Here is a 14,874-nt window from a genome sequence, read left to right as displayed (position 1 = left end):
GAGATGGCGGTATGAGACAGGGCTGTGAGGGGTCCGGGGGAACAAAGCGGAGGGGATCATGGCGCGTGCGACACTCGACGAGACGACGAGCAATTCCGGGCTGGAAGCGGCGATTGAGAGCACCTGGTTCAGGAACCTCATCACCAGCCTGATCATCATCAATGCGATCATTCTCGGCGTGCTGACCTATTCGGAATTCATGTCGCCACCGACCGTGAAAACCCTCCAGATGCTGGACCATGCCATCACGCTGGCCTTCGTCCTGGAAATCTCGCTCAAGCTCATTGTGTACCGTTTCGACTTCTTCCGCTCGGGCTGGAACTGGTTCGACTTCATCGTCGTCGGCATTTCACTGGTGCCGGGCGGGGTGGCATTTTCGGTGCTGCGCGCCCTGCGTGTGCTCCGGGTGCTGCGGCTCCTGCACGTGGTCCCGATGATGAAGCGGATTACCGAAGCCCTGCTCAAGGCGCTTCCGGGCATGGGCGCCATCGTCGCGGTGCTCTCGCTGCTGACTTATGTCTACGCCGTCATGGCGACCAACATGTATGGCAACAGCACGAATGAAGAGGTCCAGCAGCTCTTCGGTGACCTGCCGCGCTCGGCCTTCTCGCTGTTCCAGGTCATGACCATGGATGGATGGCGCTTCGAAGTGGTCCAGAAGGTGATCGATGACGGCCACCCCTGGGCGCCGCTCTTCTTCCTGACCTTCATCTTCGTGGCGAGTTTCGCCGTCCTCAACCTGTTCATCGCTCTCGTCGTGGACGCGCTCGCAGCCGAGCAGAAAGCCGCCACGACAGACCTTCTGGAGGACATTGAGGAAGATGTCGAACATGCCGAGGAGGAGCGTGACGAGATCCTGGCCCTGCTCGCCTCACTAAGGAGCGAAATGGCCGAACTGCGCGCTGCCGTACAGGAAAACCGCGCCCGCGATTAGACTTTTGAAACCTATGTCTTCACCGACTGTTGAACTTTTGTCGCAACGCAATTGAGCAGTTCGACCTGATTTTGTTCACAAAACCCGCTATGGTTGTTCGACGATGAGCCTATGGCAGATGTTGATAGATGGCGGCCGGCGCCTGTTTGACACCGATTCCGCGGACAATGAGCCGGAGTCGGGCGAGCCCGGCTGCGCGCCGGATCCCAATGATGTCGGCTTCACCGCCGCCGTGATCGGGCTGGGCGCCAAGATGGCGGCTGCCGACGGACGGGTGAGCGACAATGAGATCATGGTCTTCTCGCGCGTCTTCCGGGCGGCCCCGGAAGATGCTGACAATGTCCGCCGCGTTTTCAACATCGCACGTCAGACGGTGCGCGGCTACGAAGCCTATGCCCGCAAGATCGGCCGGAAATACAGCCACCGCCCCTGTCTGCTGGAAGGCGTCCTCGACGGGCTGTTCATGATCGCGGGGGCCGACGGCGCCATCACCGACGACGAACTGCAGTATCTCCGGACAGTCGCAGAGAACTTCGGCTTCGACGAGACGACCTTCCGGCGCATCCGGGCGAGCCATCTCGGGCCCGAGCGCGATGACCCCTACCACATCCTCGGCGTCGCCCATGATGCCGATTTCGACGTGATCCGGCGCGCCTATCGCAAGCTCATGGCGGACAATCACCCCGACCGGATCGTCGGCAACGGGGCCCCGCGGGAGTTCGAGTCCGCAGCCCACGACAAGGCCGCCGCCATCACCGGCGCCTATGCCAGAATTCGAGCAGAACGCGGCCTGATTGCGACGAACTGAGGGCATTTACGGATTGGCGATTGACCTTCCCGCCTGCCACCCTCATCTTTGACCGACAGGAGAAAGACACACGATGACTGCAGCCCGTTCCACCCTTTCTATGGAATCCTTGTTCGCCCGCGTCGGCAATGCCCTACGCGAAGGCGCCCGCTGGGGTCTTCGCGGCATCCTGGCGCTCGCCATCATCGTCATGGCCGGCATGATTGCCGTGGTGACCGCAGCCATCGGTCTGGTCATTGCGACGGTCGCCCTGCTCCTGCGCCTCACGGGCGCGCGCTCTGTCTCCATGGGCCGGACGAAGTCTCCGCGCACGGAAGCCGACGGCATCACGCTGGATGCCCACCGCACAGCCCGTGGCTGGACGGTCGAATAAGCCGGCCCCCAAAGACTAGCTTTCAGGTTCGATATCGAGAGGCCCCTCGAACACCGGGGCTTCATCAGCGCTTTGGGCCTCGACCCTGCGCTTCGCTGCGCTGTCTGCCTCATTGAGATAGAGCGTCTGCGTCGGATAGGCGAATTTGATGCCTTCCTCACCGAACTTCCGGAACAGGGCGAGCAGCACTTTCGAGCGTAGCGCCATGGAGCGGTTGAAGTCCGGATTGAGCGAATAGAAGACCAGTTCGTAATCAAGCGAACTCCTGCCGAACGCCACCATGCTGCACCGGTCGAAAGCCGCCCCCTGCATCTCCTTCACCAGTTCGGCCACCATGCCCGGGATCGCGTCTGCGACATCCGGCGGCGTCTGATAGATGAGGCTGAAATCGAGCTCGATGCGGCGGCGGGTCATCCGCCGCATATTGTGGATCTCTTTTTCCAGAAGATTCGTGTTCGAGATGATGATCTGCTCGCCCTTGCGCGAGCGGATACGTGTCGTCTTCAGGCCGATATCCTCGATATCGCCCCAGGTATCGTCATAGCGAACCGTGTCACCGACCTGGAACGGCTTGTCGAGCACGATGGAGAGCGAGGAAAACAAATCCCGGAACATGCCCTGGGCGGCCAGGCCGATTGCGATACCGCCTATACCGAGACCCGCGATGAGCGTGGTGACGTTCGCCCCGATATTGTCGAGGATGAGCAAGAGCGCGAACGACCAGATGACGACATTGATGAACCATTTGATGAGGTTCACCGCCGAGGCGAGCGTGCTGGCGTCCTGCGGATTGCGGATGGCCTGGCGCCGGATGGAGGAAACCGCCGCCTCCTGCAGTAGTTCCGCGGCCTGAAGCGTCGCGGTGATCACGAACAGGACATGGGTGAACGTCGACAGGGTCGACGGCAGTTCCATGATCCGGTCGGTTATGACCAGCGCCGTCGCCACCATGAAATAGAGCCGGAAGCGCCGCACGATACGGTTGACGATGGCGGATACGGAATAGTCGTCATTGCGCGGCAGGCGCAGGATCAGCCGGATGATGCCCCAGCGGATGAACCACAGGACCATCGTGATGCCGATGGTCAGCGCCAGCGCGACCAGCGCATCGCGCGAGCCGGACGCGATCCAGGTGGCAAACTCGCTTGCGGCTTCGGTGGCAGACTCGGCAGTATCGCTCAGCGCATCCAAAGGCTCGGAGCGCGGCGCACGGTTCGTCTCCTGCACCTGAAGCCCGTGCAGCAGGCCCCCCAATGGCATCTGAGTCGACATTATCGACTAGATAGGCCTGCCGCGCGGGAGCAGGCAAGCGCCTCTAGGCGGCCTCTCCGGAAAAGACGCTCTCATCCACGAGATTGCGAAGCACTTCGCCATCGAGAAACCGGCCGAGGTTTTCCAGGAACAGCTCATCATTGCGCTTGCTGGAGTCCTGGGTGATCGCAGACGTATGGCAGGTCAGCGTGAGGTTTGGATGCCCCCAGATCGGATTGTCTTCCGGCAGCGGCTCCTCGCGCGTCACATCAATCGTGGCATGCGCCGGACGACCCTTGTCGAGCGCGGCCAGAAGCGCGTCCTCATCGACGAGTGCCCCACGCCCGAGATTGAGGAAAAGGCTGCCCTCCTTCATGGCCGCGAAGAAGTCTGCATTGGCGAGGTTCTCGGTTTCGGGCGTATGCGGGCAGCAAAGCATGACAACATCGGCCTGGCCGAGTTCGTCCCCGCTGACATCGTTGGGATGAAGGATCCGGTCGGCAAAGGGAGACACCTGGTCGGACCGGCGCACCCCGGTGACATGAGCGCCGAGGCCCTTCAGCCGGCGGCCGGCCGCTTCACCGATATGGCCGAAACCGTAGATCAGCCAGCGCGTGGACTGAACCTCCCGGAATGGGATGGTGCGCCACTGACGCTCGGCCTGGGCGGCACGGCGCTCTGCGCCCTTGCCGAACCAGTCAAAGCCGGCCCAGAGCGCCCACTCGGCCAGCGCCTCGGACTGGGCATGGCTTGAAGTATAGGCTTCGGCCTTGCGCCCGATCTTCTGGAGCAGCGGATGCTCCAGTCCCGCAGCCGTGGACTGGAACCAGACCAGCCGCTCAGCGTCATACAGGTATTGCGGGAAGATATGGACCGCCTTTCCGAACCACACATCTGCCGTGCCATAAGCGATCATGGCCTCAGGCCTGGATGCAGGCTTGCCCCATGGCTGCCTGATTTCGCCACTATCCGAGACCGTGACAGGTGATATTCGTTCAGCAAACGGCTTGAGCCTGTGCTCGAGCCGCGTGAAAGTCGTGTGATGCAGAAGACATTCGAACACTGGCGCTACCTCTCGCTTATTCTCGCTCTGGCTTTCCTGCCAGCCCTGCCCGGGCATGGCCAGTCTCAGCGCCAATATGATCGTGATTACGTTCCGGAATATGATGTCAGCGATACGCGCACGCAGGACTATCTGCGCGACGTGATCGCGCTGTCTTCGACGCTCGGGTCAGCCCACGCCATCCGTCTGCTGTGCAATGGCCGGGATGACCAGTATTGGCGCGCCTACATGCAGGAGCTGCTCGGCGTCGAGGCGCCCTATCGCAGCCGCCTGCGGACCTCCATGGTGGACGCCTTCAATGACGGTTTCCAGTCCGAAAACCGCCGCCGCAACCGCTGTGATGAAGGGGCGGTGTCAGCCGAGAAGACCTATGCCTCGACCGGCCAGCGCCTCGCGCGGGGGCTCGCCGAGGCAAACCTGCCCAGGAGCGCGCGCGAGGACACCGCCGATCAGTAACGCCATAGCCGTTTACGCCATGACCAGGTCGGGCCACACGCCTTCCGGCAGGTAGCATTCCTTCATCCGCCGGATATAGCCGGGCAGGTTCGAATGGGACTGGACGAGATCGACCAGCGGGGTCTCGAAATAGGGCGTTGCGCACGAGACCAGCACCGCTGAAACGGACGCATCGGCAACCGTCGGCTCATCCCCAAGCAGGAAGGCCTGCTCGCCCAGCTGCGCGGCGATGGCCGCAAGGTCCCAGGCCGCAAGCTGAAGCTGCTCTTCATGAGCGTGTCGCCCGATACCCGACTCCCAGCGCGTCTTGCGCATGCCCTCGCGGATCTCGTCGATGACGGCCTGGCGCTGCGGCTCCGTGACATCGGCGAAAAACAGGGTAGGCCCTTTCTCGAAATTCGCATCATTCAGCCAGCGCTCACCTGCCATCACCGCATTCAGGTGGCCCTCGACCATCCGCTCCAGCGCCCAGCTGAGCGCCTGCTGGCGCGGGGTGAGCCCGTCATTCAGGGAGCGTCCTGTCTTCCGCTCGAAATGGGCCCGGATGAAATTGGAATCCTGGATGATCTCGCCCTCATCCTCGACATAGGGCGCCTTGTGCTTCGAGACCGCATCCAGGTCGGCGAATGCCCTGTCGAACTCGATATCCAGCATCTGCAACTGGATCTCGCTCTTCATCACATAGGGGCTCGGTGAGGGGCAGTCGAACATCGGCCCCCATCCATAGAGTGTCGTCATGGCCATCTCCTTTTCGGCTTGAGATAGCCCTTGCTAGATCAAGGCTGCTGACAGCATGATGTCAGCAGCCTGTCAGTAGAACGAAAAAAGAATGAGACGAGCCGAACGCCTCTTCCGGATCATCCAGATCCTGCGCCGCAAACGCCGGCCTGTCACGGGCCATGCGCTCGCGGAGGAACTGGAAGTCTCGCTGCGCACGCTCTATCGCGACATGGCCGAACTCATCGCCCAGCGCGTGCCTGTGCGCGGGGAAGCCGGGACCGGCTATGTGCTGGAACGCGGCTATGACATGCCACCGCTTATGCTCACGGCAGACGAGCTGGAAGCTGCCGTGCTCGGCGCGAAATGGGTCGCGGCGCGTGGCGACAAGGCGCTCGCACGCGGAGCGGAAGACCTCATCGCGAAACTCTCAAGCGTCATTCCGGCCGAACTGGAACCGGTCATCGTCGATGCCGCCCTTCAGCCTGTGACCTGGACGGGCTCACGCATCGAGGACAGCTTCGACGTCTCCCTCGTGCGAAATGCCATCCGGACCCAATCGAAGCTTGATATCGACTATATTGACGAAGCCGGAAAGACCTCGACCCGCACGATCTGGCCCTTCCTGCTCGCCTATTGGGAAAGCGTGCGCCTGATCTGCGCCTGGTGCGAGCTTCGCGGGGATTTCCGGCATTTTCGCACCGACCGGGTCACCCGTGCCGAGCTCATGGACATCCGGTTTCCGGAAAGGGTCTCCCACCTGCGTGCACGATGGCACGAGCAGCGCCAGTGTGAGCGGAAGGCGGGCTAGTTGTCCCGCTTGATGCGGGCCTTGCCGCGCCCGATGGCGAGCGCCTTTACCGCGCCGCGAAAGGTCCGCACTTCCTGACTCGTCCACTGGCCGCGGATGAAGGCGTTGCGCAGATTGCGGGTCATCAGCGGGGTCTTGTCCGGCGGATAGAAATAGCCGGCCCGCTCCAGCTCATCCTCGAAATGCTCGAACATGCCGATCAGCTCTTCGCGGGTGGCCGGATCGCCCACGCCGGCTTTAGCCCCCTCGAACCGGCCAGCCTGTCCGGCCACCTCGCCCCAGGCATGCGAGAAGACGACCACGGCCTGCGAGAGATTGAGCGAGGCGAAGGCCGGATTGACGGGATAGGTCATGATCGCATCGCACATCGCGACATGGTCATTGTGGAGGCCTTGGGCCTCGCTGCCGAAGAGCACGCCGGTGGGCACTGTCTGGGTGGCCAGCAGGTCCACCGCCCCGCTGGCATTCGTCACCGCCTTTTCCATGCCGCGCGGCCGGGCCGTGGCCGCAACGAGATAGCCAAGGTCCGCGCAGGCCGCCTCGACACTCTCATACGCCGTCACCGTAACGCCTGCATCGAAGGCCCCGGCCGCCAATGGCTCCGCAGCCGGATTGGGCCAGCCATCGCGCGGGGCCGCCACACGCAGTTCGGTCAGGCCGAAGTTCAGCATGGCGCGAGCAGCTGCGCCGATATTCTCCCCCAGCTGGGGTTCGGCGAGGATGATGGCGGGTTGTCTCGGTTCGGTCATTCCGCCGAATAGTCGGGCCAGTTCAGTTTGATCAACTGGTCTTTGTCATTGAACTGCGGATCGAGCCCTGCCGCGTCGAGCAAGTCTGTGAGGGCTTTTCGGGGATTGTCCAGCTCTTCCTCGACAATCTCACGGAGCATGTCGCGCTGACTGCGCCGGACGCCCAGCAGCTGCACTGTGGAGAAATAGAGGTCCGCATCCACCTGCGTCTTGTCATTGGCTGCGGCCAGCGTCGTCAGCCGGTTCCAGAAATCGTAAAGCGAGCGGCGCGGCAGAAAGCCGTCCGTCGCCAGAGCGATAAAATCCCCGCAGGCATAGTGAGCAGAGGCGTCACCACGTTCCTGCGCGGTTTCAAGAGAGCCCTTCTCCAGGGCGCCAACACAGGTCTCGAAGGCATTGGCATAGACCCCGGAAAGGAATTTCGGCCCGTCTTCCGGCCCGACCATGTCCGCGATCAGGCTGTAGGCCATGGTGTTCGCAGCGCCCTCATGGATCCAGGCCTCGCCGCCACCGGCAAACCCGACACCGCGCTGTTTCTGGAAAAGGTGGATGGCTTCGTGTGCGAAGAACCATTGCAGATAGGAGAGCGTGTCGAAGCCCGGTTCGGCGAGATCCTTGCCGCCGACTTCCATCATCAGCAGCTGGTCCAGCGCCTCGCCGGTCGCGGAGAACCCGTCCGAGCGACCCTCCTTGAAGGCGAGCATGACGCTTGCCTTGTCCTCGAGGCCAAAGCCCCAGCGCGCTTCCAGCCCGGCAAAGATCGCCTCGAGATCGCTGTCGAAGCGCGATTGCAGCCACTCCGGCAGCGTCCGGTCGAGGATGGCCGTAAAGCTGTCGAAGGACTCGATCGCGCTATCGCCCATATAGATATAGGTGCCGTCACCTTCGAGCCTGTGTTCGACCTGCCCCTGATAAGTCTCGCCATCGACAATGATCGGCTTGTCGGAGGACAACCGCACGGTCATGGGCAGTTGCGGCACCTCGGCGGCTGACAGGTCGCCGTCCAGGGCTTCGACCGCGTCACGGCTCTCAAAGGGAATGAGGCTGAACTGGCCTTCATGGATCGCCAGCCCGCCATCCCCGAAGGTCACGAAAGGCGTATAGTCCGCCTCCGGCTTGTTGGTCAGCGGGATGAGGCTGAAGGCGACCGTCCTGGACGGATCATCGAAGACGATGACATCGGCGCCGGCCACCCGGCCAAAGCGCACCCCGTCGCCTTCAACGAACCAGGTCGCATCGCGATAATCGCTCTCGGAGCGGGCGAAGGCGAGCACTTTCTGGGGAGTATCGAAGGTGTATTCGACCCGCCAGTTCCCGCTCTCATCCGGGCCGATTTCGGCAACGGCTTCGGCCCCTACTGTTTTTTCGGGATTCGCCTGTGCGACTGCCGCCTCGGAAAGCGGCAAGAAAAACATTGATATTACAAAGACTAAACGGCTCATCGGTGACCACCTCTCATGAGTCTCCCCCGCGCGCCCGAAAGTCGCTTTTGACCTCTCAGACCCTTCTGCTATAGCCGCCCAGAAAACTGTGCAACCGAAAGGACTTCCACGCGATGGCAAAGATCAAGGTCGAAAATCCCGTCGTCGAGCTCGATGGCGACGAGATGACCCGCATCATCTGGCAGATGATCAAAGACCGGCTCATTCACCCCTATCTCGACGTCGACCTCAAATACTACGATCTCGGCATTGAAAGCCGCGACGAAACCGACGACCAGATCACCGTCGATGCTGCCAATGCCATCAAGGAATATGGCGTCGGCGTTAAGTGCGCGACCATCACGCCGGACGAAGCCCGCGTTGAAGAGTTCGGCCTGAAACAAATGTGGCGCAGCCCGAACGGCACCATCCGTAACATCCTGGGTGGCGTTGTGTTCCGTGAGCCGATCGTGATTTCCAACGTGCCGCGTCTCGTGCCGGGCTGGACCCAGCCGATCGTCATCGGCCGTCACGCCTTCGGCGACCAGTATCGCGCCACCGATTTCCGCGTGCCGGGCCCGGGCAAGCTGACCATGACCTGGGAAGGTGAAGACGGCGAGAAGATCGAGAAGGAGGTCTATGACTTCCAGGATTCCGGCGTCGCCATGGGTATGTACAACCTGGACGAGTCGATCCGCGATTTCGCGCGTGCCTCGTTCAACTTCGGCCTGACCCGCAAGTGGCCGGTCTACCTGTCGACCAAGAACACGATCCTGAAAGCCTATGACGGCCGCTTCAAGGATCTGTTCCAGGAAGTCTTCGACAACGAGTTCGCCGATGCCTTCAAGGAGTTTGGCGGCACCTATGAGCACCGCCTGATCGACGACATGGTCGCTGCGGCGATGAAATGGTCGGGCGGTTATGTCTGGGCCTGTAAGAACTATGACGGCGACGTCCAGTCCGACACGGTCGCCCAGGGCTTCGGCTCGCTGGGGCTGATGACCTCGGTGCTGATGTCGCCGGACGGCAAGACGGTCGAAGCCGAAGCCGCCCACGGCACGGTGACCCGTCACTACCGCAACCACCAGAAGGGCGAAGCGACCTCGACCAACTCGATCGCGTCGATCTTCGCCTGGACGCGTGGCCTCGCCCACCGCGGCCGTCTCGATAACACGCCGGCCGTCACCGACTTCGCCGAAAAGCTGGAAAAGGTCGTCATCGAGACCGTCGAAGAAGGCAAGATGACCAAGGACCTCGCCCTGCTCATCGGGCCGAGCCAGGACTGGCTGACGACGGAAGGCTTCCTCGAAGCCGTCGCCACCAACCTGGAAAAGGCCATGGCGTAAGCCTCAAGCCTTTTCAAAATTACGAAGCCCCGGTCCAATCGGCCGGGGCTTTTCTTTTGCGGAGAAACAGGCTTGATGTCGGCAGAGCTGGGGGAAACAGGCTTGAAAAATCTGCTTGGACACGTCCCGCACCCGGTCAGGGTTGGCCTGATTGTCGTGGGCGTAACCATCGGCGCCTTCTGCCTGTCGGTTTTCACCAACCCGGACCAGCATGCCGATCGCCTCAATTGCCTGGAACGTCCTGGCGAGGGCGCGCCCCGCTCGAATGTCTGCGGCTACGACATCAATGTGCGCTACTGTTTCGAGACGGCCGGGCCTCAGAAAACATGCACCATCGTTCTGCTGGAGCCATCCGCCCCTCTGCCCGACCTGACCCAGGCGCGCCGCGAGGCACGAGAGAAATACGGGGGCGTCCGAACCACCATCTTTGTCTGCAAGGCGCCATGGGTTCCGACCGACACCCCGAGTTATCAAAACAGCGCGCGGCTTGTGGACGGATGCCGCAAGCCTGAGCGCCCCGGACCGTAATTACCCGACAATCACGTGCTCTTCATTGAACCAGAGCGGCGAGCGCTTGAGGTCGATGAATTTGCGTTCGTCCTCGAGGAGGGCGGCACCGGCTTCGGCATTGCCAGGGTTCTCCCCGGCCTTGAACAGCGCGTCCCAGCTTTCCCACCAGAGTTCGGCAATGCCGTCATACATCTCCGGCGCTTCGCGGCTGTTTCTCAGCACGCCATTGAAGTCATGCGTCAGCGCGTGCGATTGCACATAGCGGGCAATGCCGAGCGTGTTTGCATGCCGGGCGACGAGCGGAGCATGCGTTTCGCGCCAATAGGTCTGGAAAGCCTCCCGCGAAAGATGCGGCAGGCGGTGCAGGCAGAATGTGAGCTTGATCATGGCGTCTCCTCCGTTTTGGAGGAGCCTAGCCTGTCAGACCGCTAGTCGACCAGCTCATAGCGATAGGATTCGATCACGGTGTTGGCGAGAAGCTTCTCGCACATCTCTTTCACGCGAGCGTCTTCCTGTCCGGCTTCCACGCCGTCGAGATCGAGCTCGATGACCTTGCCGATCCGCGCGCCCTTGACCTCCTCATAGCCCATCCGGCCGAGCGTGTCGGCAACCGCCTTGCCCTGCGGGTCGAGAACACCGGGTTTGAGGCCGACATGGACGATGGCTTTCATGAGCAAAGTCTCCAGAAGTACGAGTCGCTGTCCGTTTAGCCGATTTGGCCGCCTATTGAAACGCAAGGAATGCGCCGAGCGCACCGGCAATGGCAAGGCCCCCGGCAATCCATGGCAACCAGCGCAGGCGCGCGAGCATGGCAACCCTTTTGCGGAAATCCTCACGATCGTTCACGTTCGGAAAGGGCGTGTCCGGCACCGGCTTGTCGAGAAAGGCACAGAGCGGCCCCCAGCCCTCCTTCGGATGAAAGACGAGCAGACGCTCCGGCGGGAAGGCGGCTTTGACATCGGCCTCATGCTGCTCGAACACTTGGCGCACATGGGCCTTGTCCTTGAACCGGTCATCGAACACGCGGGTCCAGGTCGTCAGTGTCGTCATCTCCTTGATCTTGCGGATCTTCGGGATGACCGTCATCCAGCCGGGGATGCCCGCACTGGCGGGATAAATCGTCTCGTTCGCGCTGGCATACCAGCTCTCGAACTCACGCACAGAGAGGATGATCTTCGCCTCCGGGAAATGCGCCGAAAGCTCCCGCCAATAGGCCGAGGCCGGAAAGTCGACCGTGGCTTCATAGCCGTCAAACACCGCATCCCAATCGGGCGTCCCGCCCTTCGCGATGTCATGCCAGGCATCGAGCAGCCGGTCGTCGGGAAAGATTTCCAGCATGTGATGGCATTTCACATAGCCGAGCTGCTCCAGCGCCGCCTTGAGGGACAGGGTCCCCGTGCGTCCGAAGCCAGCGCCGATCACCTTCAATGCCAATGGATGCCCCCTGCCCGCTTGGGCAGCAGGTTACTTACCCGCGCTTGAAAAGTCGACAACATCCGCGCCCTGGGCATTCTCCTTGATGATGCCGAGCCGGCGCGCGACTTCCGCATAGGCTTCCGTCACCCCGCCGAGATCGCGGCGGAAGCGGTCCTTGTCGAGCTTCTCATTTGTCTCGAAGTCCCACAGGCGGCAGCTGTCCGGACTGATCTCGTCGGCCAGGATGGTGCGCACCATGTCACCTTCGAAATGACGGCCGAATTCCAGCTTGAAGTCCACGAGCCGGATGCCGACACCGGCAAACAGGCCGGACATGAAGTCATTCACGCGCAGCGCCAGGGCGATGATGTCGTCAAGCTCCTGGGCACTCGCCCAGCCAAAGGCGGCGATATGCTCTTCCGAGACAAGCGGGTCGCCCAGCTCATCCTTCTTGTAGCTGAACTCGACAATGGCCCGCGGCAGCGTTTCGCCTTCGGGGATGCCGAGCCGTTTCGACATCGTGCCAGCGGCCACATTGCGCACGATCACCTCGAGCGGAATGATCTCCACCTTGCGGATGAGCTGCTCGCGCATGTTCAGCCGCTTGATGAAATGATTCGGGATGCCGACGGCGGCCAGCCGCGTCATGATGAACTCGCTGATACGGTTGTTCAGCACGCCCTTGCCGTCGAGCACGGCCTTCTTCTCGGCGTTGAAGGCGGTCGCATCATCCTTGAAATACTGGATCAGCGTGCCCGGCTCGGGTCCCTCATAGAGGATCTTCGCCTTGCCTTCGTAAATCTTGCGTCTGCGAGACATCACGCGCCTCCCCTGCGAATATGCAGAGCGGCCCATGCGTCAGCCCCGGTGCCGCCCCGTAAGGAACAAGCACGGATTGTTACTCCGATGCGGGGTCCGAAACAAATGATGATTCAGCATGGCGCCCGGTCTTTCCGGCCATCCACACAGCACGCCGCTCTTGCCTGAAACCGTCTGCGCGCTTTATACCCCCGCCGAAACAGCTTACCATTATGGCCCGGAACACAGGAAGACTTGCCAGATGAGCACATTCGACGATCGCGAGCGCGCTGAAGAAGCGAAATACGCCCACGACTCCGCGCTGCAGTTCAAGATCATGAACCGCCGCAACAAGCTGCTCGGCCTCTGGGCGGCAGACCTGATGAACATGACCGGCAAGGAAGCCGAGGAATATGCCAAGTCGGTCGTCATGTCCGACCTGGAAGAACCGGGCGACGAAGACGTTTTCCGCAAGGTCCGCGCCGACCTCGATGCCAAGGGCGTCGACCGCTCGGACACGCGCATTCGCGAGCACATGGCCGAACTGATTGCGGTCGCGCGCGAGCAGGTCATGAAGGAAGTGAAAGACCAGTAGGCAGGCCGGGGCTTGAAGCTGGCCCCTTCCCGCCTCACATCTTGCCTTCAACGCCAGACAAGCGGAGACCGACATGAGCGACGACGTCCAGCAAGCCATCGACAAGGCCGTCAAAGGCCATGACGTGGTGCTTTTCATGAAAGGGACGCCCACTTTCCCGCAATGCGGCTTCTCTTCGGTCGTCGTGCAGGTTCTCGACTATCTCGGCGTCGACTACGTCGCCACCAACGTCCTTGAAGACCAGAATGTGCGTGAAGGCATCAAGATCTATTCCGACTGGCCGACCATTCCCCAGCTCTATGTGAAGGGCGAGTTTGTCGGCGGCTGCGACATCATCAAGGAAATGTTCGAAACCGGCGAACTGAAAGAGTTCATGGCCGAAAAAGGCATTGAAATGGAAGCGGCCTGAGGCGGCCTTCCTCCTTCCTTTGCAGGCGAACGCCCTGTTGCCACAAGACATGAGACGGCTAGTCTCTTCCCGCTGACGCCACCGAAGGAGCGTATCATGCGGGTATTGTCGATCCTCACCCTCGCCGTGACATGGCTCGCCGCCCCGGCGGCAGCCGAGGACTGGGCGGACAGGGCCGAACATCACACCGTCGAACTTGAGGATTTCGAGTTCGGGACCGGCGAAATCCTGCCCGCCATCACGATGAGCTATTACACGCTCGGCACGCCCGAGCGCGACACCGACGGCAAGATCACCAATGCCGTCATGCTGCTCCACGGCACTGGCGGCAGCGGCCTCTCCCTCTTGCGCCCCATCTTCGGCGACGAGCTGTTCGGGCCCGGCCAGCCGCTCGACCTTGCGACCCATTACATCATCTCGCCCGACAATCTCGGCCATGGCGACAGTTCCAAGCCGAGCGACGGGATGCAGACCGATTTCCCACGCTATGACTATGACGACATGGTCAAGGCCCAGCACCGCATGCTGGCCGAGGGCGAAGGCGTCGAGAGCCTGGACCTGATCCTCGGCACATCGATGGGTTGCATGCATGGTTTCGTCTGGGGTGAGGACTATCCGGGCTTTGCCGAGCGCCTCGTGCCGCTTGCGTGTAACGCCATCGAGATCGCCGGACGCAACCGTATGTTCCGCCAGATGATCATCGATGGCTTCGAGAACGATCCGGACTATGATGGCGGTGATTATGAAGACGCCGCCGACCTCGAAACCGGCCACAAGATCTACGCCAACACGCTGCTTCTTGCCGGCTCGAACCCCTACCGCCTGCAAGCCGAAGCCCCGACGCGCGAAGAGGCCATCGAGCAGTATCGCGCCTCGGCCGAGGGCCTGGAGGCTCGCGCGGTCGACCCGAACGACACGATCTACCAGTTCGACGCCTCGCGCAGCTACAACCCGGCCCCGCGCCTCTCGGAAATCGAGGTGCCTGTCCTCTGGATCAATTCCGCCGACGACTTCATCAACCCGCCCGGCCTCGGCGACCCGGAAGCGCTCGCGGCCGAAATGCCCAACGCCCGCTTCGTCCTGATCCCCGCCAGCGAAGACACCCGCGGCCACGGTACGCACACGGCTGCCAAGTTCTGGAAGGATGAGTTGGTGGCGTTTCTTGAGGCGCATCCCTGAGGCCGCCCGAACCGAACAACTGCGCGATGGCGCCGCCA

At 61.9% G+C, this 14,874-nt stretch carries 19 protein-coding genes; 10 read left to right on the top strand and 9 right to left on the bottom strand.

The genetic code is table 11. The features are described 5' to 3' along the window. Nucleotides 1-58: 58 nt before the first annotated feature. From B8784_RS09170 to B8784_RS09160, 3 genes are all read left to right on the top strand, one after another. Nucleotides 59-934, top strand: coding sequence for an ion transporter (locus B8784_RS09170; RefSeq protein WP_084397651.1), 876 nt, complete (start codon nt 59-61; stop codon nt 932-934). A 118-nt stretch (nt 935-1,052) separates the two neighbouring features. Next, nucleotides 1,053-1,742, top strand: coding sequence for a molecular chaperone DjiA (locus tag B8784_RS09165; protein ID WP_084397750.1), 690 nt, complete (start codon nt 1,053-1,055; stop codon nt 1,740-1,742). 73 nt (nt 1,743-1,815) lie between these two features. Further along, nucleotides 1,816-2,115: a hypothetical protein gene (locus B8784_RS09160; protein WP_143435394.1), complete on the top strand. Its 300-nt coding sequence runs from the start codon at nt 1,816-1,818 to the stop codon at nt 2,113-2,115. 15 nt (nt 2,116-2,130) lie between these two features. Here B8784_RS09160 and B8784_RS09155 read toward each other — a convergent pair whose 3' ends face one another. Next, nucleotides 2,131-3,387, bottom strand: a complete 1,257-nt coding sequence (locus B8784_RS09155; RefSeq protein ID WP_084397647.1) for a mechanosensitive ion channel family protein — start codon at nt 3,385-3,387, stop codon at nt 2,131-2,133. Nucleotides 3,388-3,430: 43 nt separating this feature from the next. Then, entirely contained in the window at nt 3,431-4,282 is an 852-nt protein-coding gene (locus B8784_RS09150; protein WP_158085642.1) for a D-2-hydroxyacid dehydrogenase, read from the bottom strand. Nucleotides 4,283-4,408: 126 nt separating this feature from the next. On the opposite strand from B8784_RS09150, the gene B8784_RS09145 reads away from it, so the two are divergent. Further along, nucleotides 4,409-4,885, top strand: coding sequence for a TIGR02301 family protein (locus tag B8784_RS09145; RefSeq protein ID WP_084397642.1), 477 nt, complete (start codon nt 4,409-4,411; stop codon nt 4,883-4,885). 12 nt (nt 4,886-4,897) lie between these two features. Here the strand turns inward: B8784_RS09145 and B8784_RS09140 are convergent, their stop codons facing one another. Then, nucleotides 4,898-5,623, bottom strand: a complete 726-nt coding sequence (locus tag B8784_RS09140) for a glutathione S-transferase family protein (RefSeq protein WP_158085641.1) — start codon at nt 5,621-5,623, stop codon at nt 4,898-4,900. 91 nt (nt 5,624-5,714) lie between these two features. On the opposite strand from B8784_RS09140, the gene B8784_RS09135 reads away from it, so the two are divergent. Next, a complete protein-coding gene (locus tag B8784_RS09135) occupies nt 5,715-6,413 on the top strand; it encodes a helix-turn-helix transcriptional regulator (RefSeq protein WP_084397639.1) in 699 nt (232 codons plus the stop codon). Here B8784_RS09135 and B8784_RS09130 read toward each other — a convergent pair. Together B8784_RS09130 and B8784_RS09125 are read right to left on the bottom strand one after the other, a co-directional pair. Beyond that, on the bottom strand, nt 6,410-7,162 hold the full coding sequence (locus tag B8784_RS09130; RefSeq protein ID WP_084397637.1) for an RNA methyltransferase: 753 nt from the start codon (nt 7,160-7,162) through the stop codon (nt 6,410-6,412). The two genes, B8784_RS09135 and B8784_RS09130, sit on opposite strands and share 4 nt — an antisense overlap. After that, a complete protein-coding gene (locus B8784_RS09125) occupies nt 7,159-8,568 on the bottom strand; it encodes a hypothetical protein (RefSeq protein WP_143435393.1) in 1,410 nt (469 codons plus the stop codon). The genes B8784_RS09130 and B8784_RS09125 overlap by 4 nt, the downstream gene beginning before the upstream one ends. A 149-nt stretch (nt 8,569-8,717) precedes the next feature. Here B8784_RS09125 and B8784_RS09120 point away from each other — a divergent pair, with 149 nt between their 5' ends. Then, nucleotides 8,718-9,929 (top strand): NADP-dependent isocitrate dehydrogenase, encoded by a 1,212-nt coding sequence (locus tag B8784_RS09120; protein WP_084397633.1) that lies wholly within the window; start codon nt 8,718-8,720, stop codon nt 9,927-9,929. A 102-nt stretch (nt 9,930-10,031) separates the two neighbouring features. Continuing rightward, entirely contained in the window at nt 10,032-10,457 is a 426-nt protein-coding gene (locus B8784_RS09115) for a hypothetical protein (RefSeq protein ID WP_143435392.1), read from the top strand. Here the strand turns inward: B8784_RS09115 and B8784_RS09110 are convergent, their stop codons facing one another. Genes B8784_RS09110 through purC form a run of 4 tightly spaced genes read right to left on the bottom strand, consistent with a single transcriptional unit; the run spans nt 10,458 to nt 12,674 of the window. Next, a complete protein-coding gene (locus B8784_RS09110) occupies nt 10,458-10,826 on the bottom strand; it encodes an EthD domain-containing protein (protein ID WP_084397629.1) in 369 nt (122 codons plus the stop codon). It abuts the gene before it with no gap. A gap of 41 nt (nt 10,827-10,867) precedes the next feature. Further along, nucleotides 10,868-11,110, bottom strand: coding sequence for a phosphoribosylformylglycinamidine synthase subunit PurS (gene purS, locus B8784_RS09105; RefSeq protein ID WP_084397627.1), 243 nt, complete (start codon nt 11,108-11,110; stop codon nt 10,868-10,870). Nucleotides 11,111-11,162: 52 nt separating this feature from the next. Then, a complete protein-coding gene (locus B8784_RS09100) occupies nt 11,163-11,873 on the bottom strand; it encodes a sulfotransferase family protein (RefSeq protein ID WP_084397625.1) in 711 nt (236 codons plus the stop codon). A gap of 30 nt (nt 11,874-11,903) precedes the next feature. Continuing rightward, complete coding sequence (purC, locus tag B8784_RS09095; RefSeq protein ID WP_084397623.1) at nt 11,904-12,674, bottom strand: phosphoribosylaminoimidazolesuccinocarboxamide synthase; 771 nt, start codon at nt 12,672-12,674, stop codon at nt 11,904-11,906. Between the two features lie 241 nt (nt 12,675-12,915). Here purC and B8784_RS09090 point away from each other — a divergent pair, with 241 nt between their 5' ends. The 3 genes from B8784_RS09090 to B8784_RS09080 all read left to right on the top strand — a co-directional run bounded on the left by B8784_RS09090 (nt 12,916) and on the right by B8784_RS09080 (nt 14,836). After that, nucleotides 12,916-13,248, top strand: coding sequence for a DUF1476 domain-containing protein (locus B8784_RS09090; protein WP_084397621.1), 333 nt, complete (start codon nt 12,916-12,918; stop codon nt 13,246-13,248). 73 nt (nt 13,249-13,321) lie between these two features. Further along, nucleotides 13,322-13,657, top strand: a complete 336-nt coding sequence (gene grxD / locus B8784_RS09085; protein ID WP_084397619.1) for a Grx4 family monothiol glutaredoxin — start codon at nt 13,322-13,324, stop codon at nt 13,655-13,657. Nucleotides 13,658-13,753: 96 nt separating this feature from the next. Then, nucleotides 13,754-14,836, top strand: a complete 1,083-nt coding sequence (locus B8784_RS09080) for an alpha/beta fold hydrolase (protein WP_084397617.1) — start codon at nt 13,754-13,756, stop codon at nt 14,834-14,836. The last annotated feature ends 38 nt before the right edge of the window (nt 14,837-14,874 follow it).

Origin of the sequence: Henriciella aquimarina, from assembly GCF_002088975.1 — a bacterium.
Taxonomy (GTDB): Bacteria; Pseudomonadota; Alphaproteobacteria; order Caulobacterales; family Hyphomonadaceae; genus Henriciella; species Henriciella aquimarina.
This window is presented reverse-complemented; position numbering and strand designations above follow the sequence as displayed.

Excerpts from the sequence above, each read along its gene's own strand:
- B8784_RS09155 (WP_084397647.1), bottom strand. The coding sequence starts at position 3,387 with ATGTCGACTCAGATGCCATTGGGGGGCCTGCTGCACGGGCTTCAGGTG.
- purS (WP_084397627.1), bottom strand. The coding sequence starts at position 11,110 with ATGAAAGCCATCGTCCATGTCGGCCTCAAACCCGGTGTTCTCGACCCG.
- B8784_RS09130 (WP_084397637.1), bottom strand. The coding sequence starts at position 7,162 with ATGACCGAACCGAGACAACCCGCCATCATCCTCGCCGAACCCCAGCTG.
- B8784_RS09145 (WP_084397642.1), top strand. The coding sequence starts at position 4,409 with ATGCAGAAGACATTCGAACACTGGCGCTACCTCTCGCTTATTCTCGCT.
- purC (WP_084397623.1), bottom strand. The coding sequence starts at position 12,674 with ATGTCTCGCAGACGCAAGATTTACGAAGGCAAGGCGAAGATCCTCTAT.
- B8784_RS09120 (WP_084397633.1), top strand. The coding sequence starts at position 8,718 with ATGGCAAAGATCAAGGTCGAAAATCCCGTCGTCGAGCTCGATGGCGAC.
- grxD (WP_084397619.1), top strand. The coding sequence starts at position 13,322 with ATGAGCGACGACGTCCAGCAAGCCATCGACAAGGCCGTCAAAGGCCAT.
- B8784_RS09080 (WP_084397617.1), top strand. The coding sequence starts at position 13,754 with ATGCGGGTATTGTCGATCCTCACCCTCGCCGTGACATGGCTCGCCGCC.
- B8784_RS09170 (WP_084397651.1), top strand. The coding sequence starts at position 59 with ATGGCGCGTGCGACACTCGACGAGACGACGAGCAATTCCGGGCTGGAA.
- B8784_RS09165 (WP_084397750.1), top strand. The coding sequence starts at position 1,053 with ATGTTGATAGATGGCGGCCGGCGCCTGTTTGACACCGATTCCGCGGAC.
- B8784_RS09135 (WP_084397639.1), top strand. The coding sequence starts at position 5,715 with ATGAGACGAGCCGAACGCCTCTTCCGGATCATCCAGATCCTGCGCCGC.
- B8784_RS09150 (WP_158085642.1), bottom strand. The coding sequence starts at position 4,282 with ATGATCGCTTATGGCACGGCAGATGTGTGGTTCGGAAAGGCGGTCCAT.
- B8784_RS09160 (WP_143435394.1), top strand. The coding sequence starts at position 1,816 with ATGACTGCAGCCCGTTCCACCCTTTCTATGGAATCCTTGTTCGCCCGC.
- B8784_RS09110 (WP_084397629.1), bottom strand. The coding sequence starts at position 10,826 with ATGATCAAGCTCACATTCTGCCTGCACCGCCTGCCGCATCTTTCGCGG.
- B8784_RS09140 (WP_158085641.1), bottom strand. The coding sequence starts at position 5,623 with ATGACGACACTCTATGGATGGGGGCCGATGTTCGACTGCCCCTCACCG.
- B8784_RS09090 (WP_084397621.1), top strand. The coding sequence starts at position 12,916 with ATGAGCACATTCGACGATCGCGAGCGCGCTGAAGAAGCGAAATACGCC.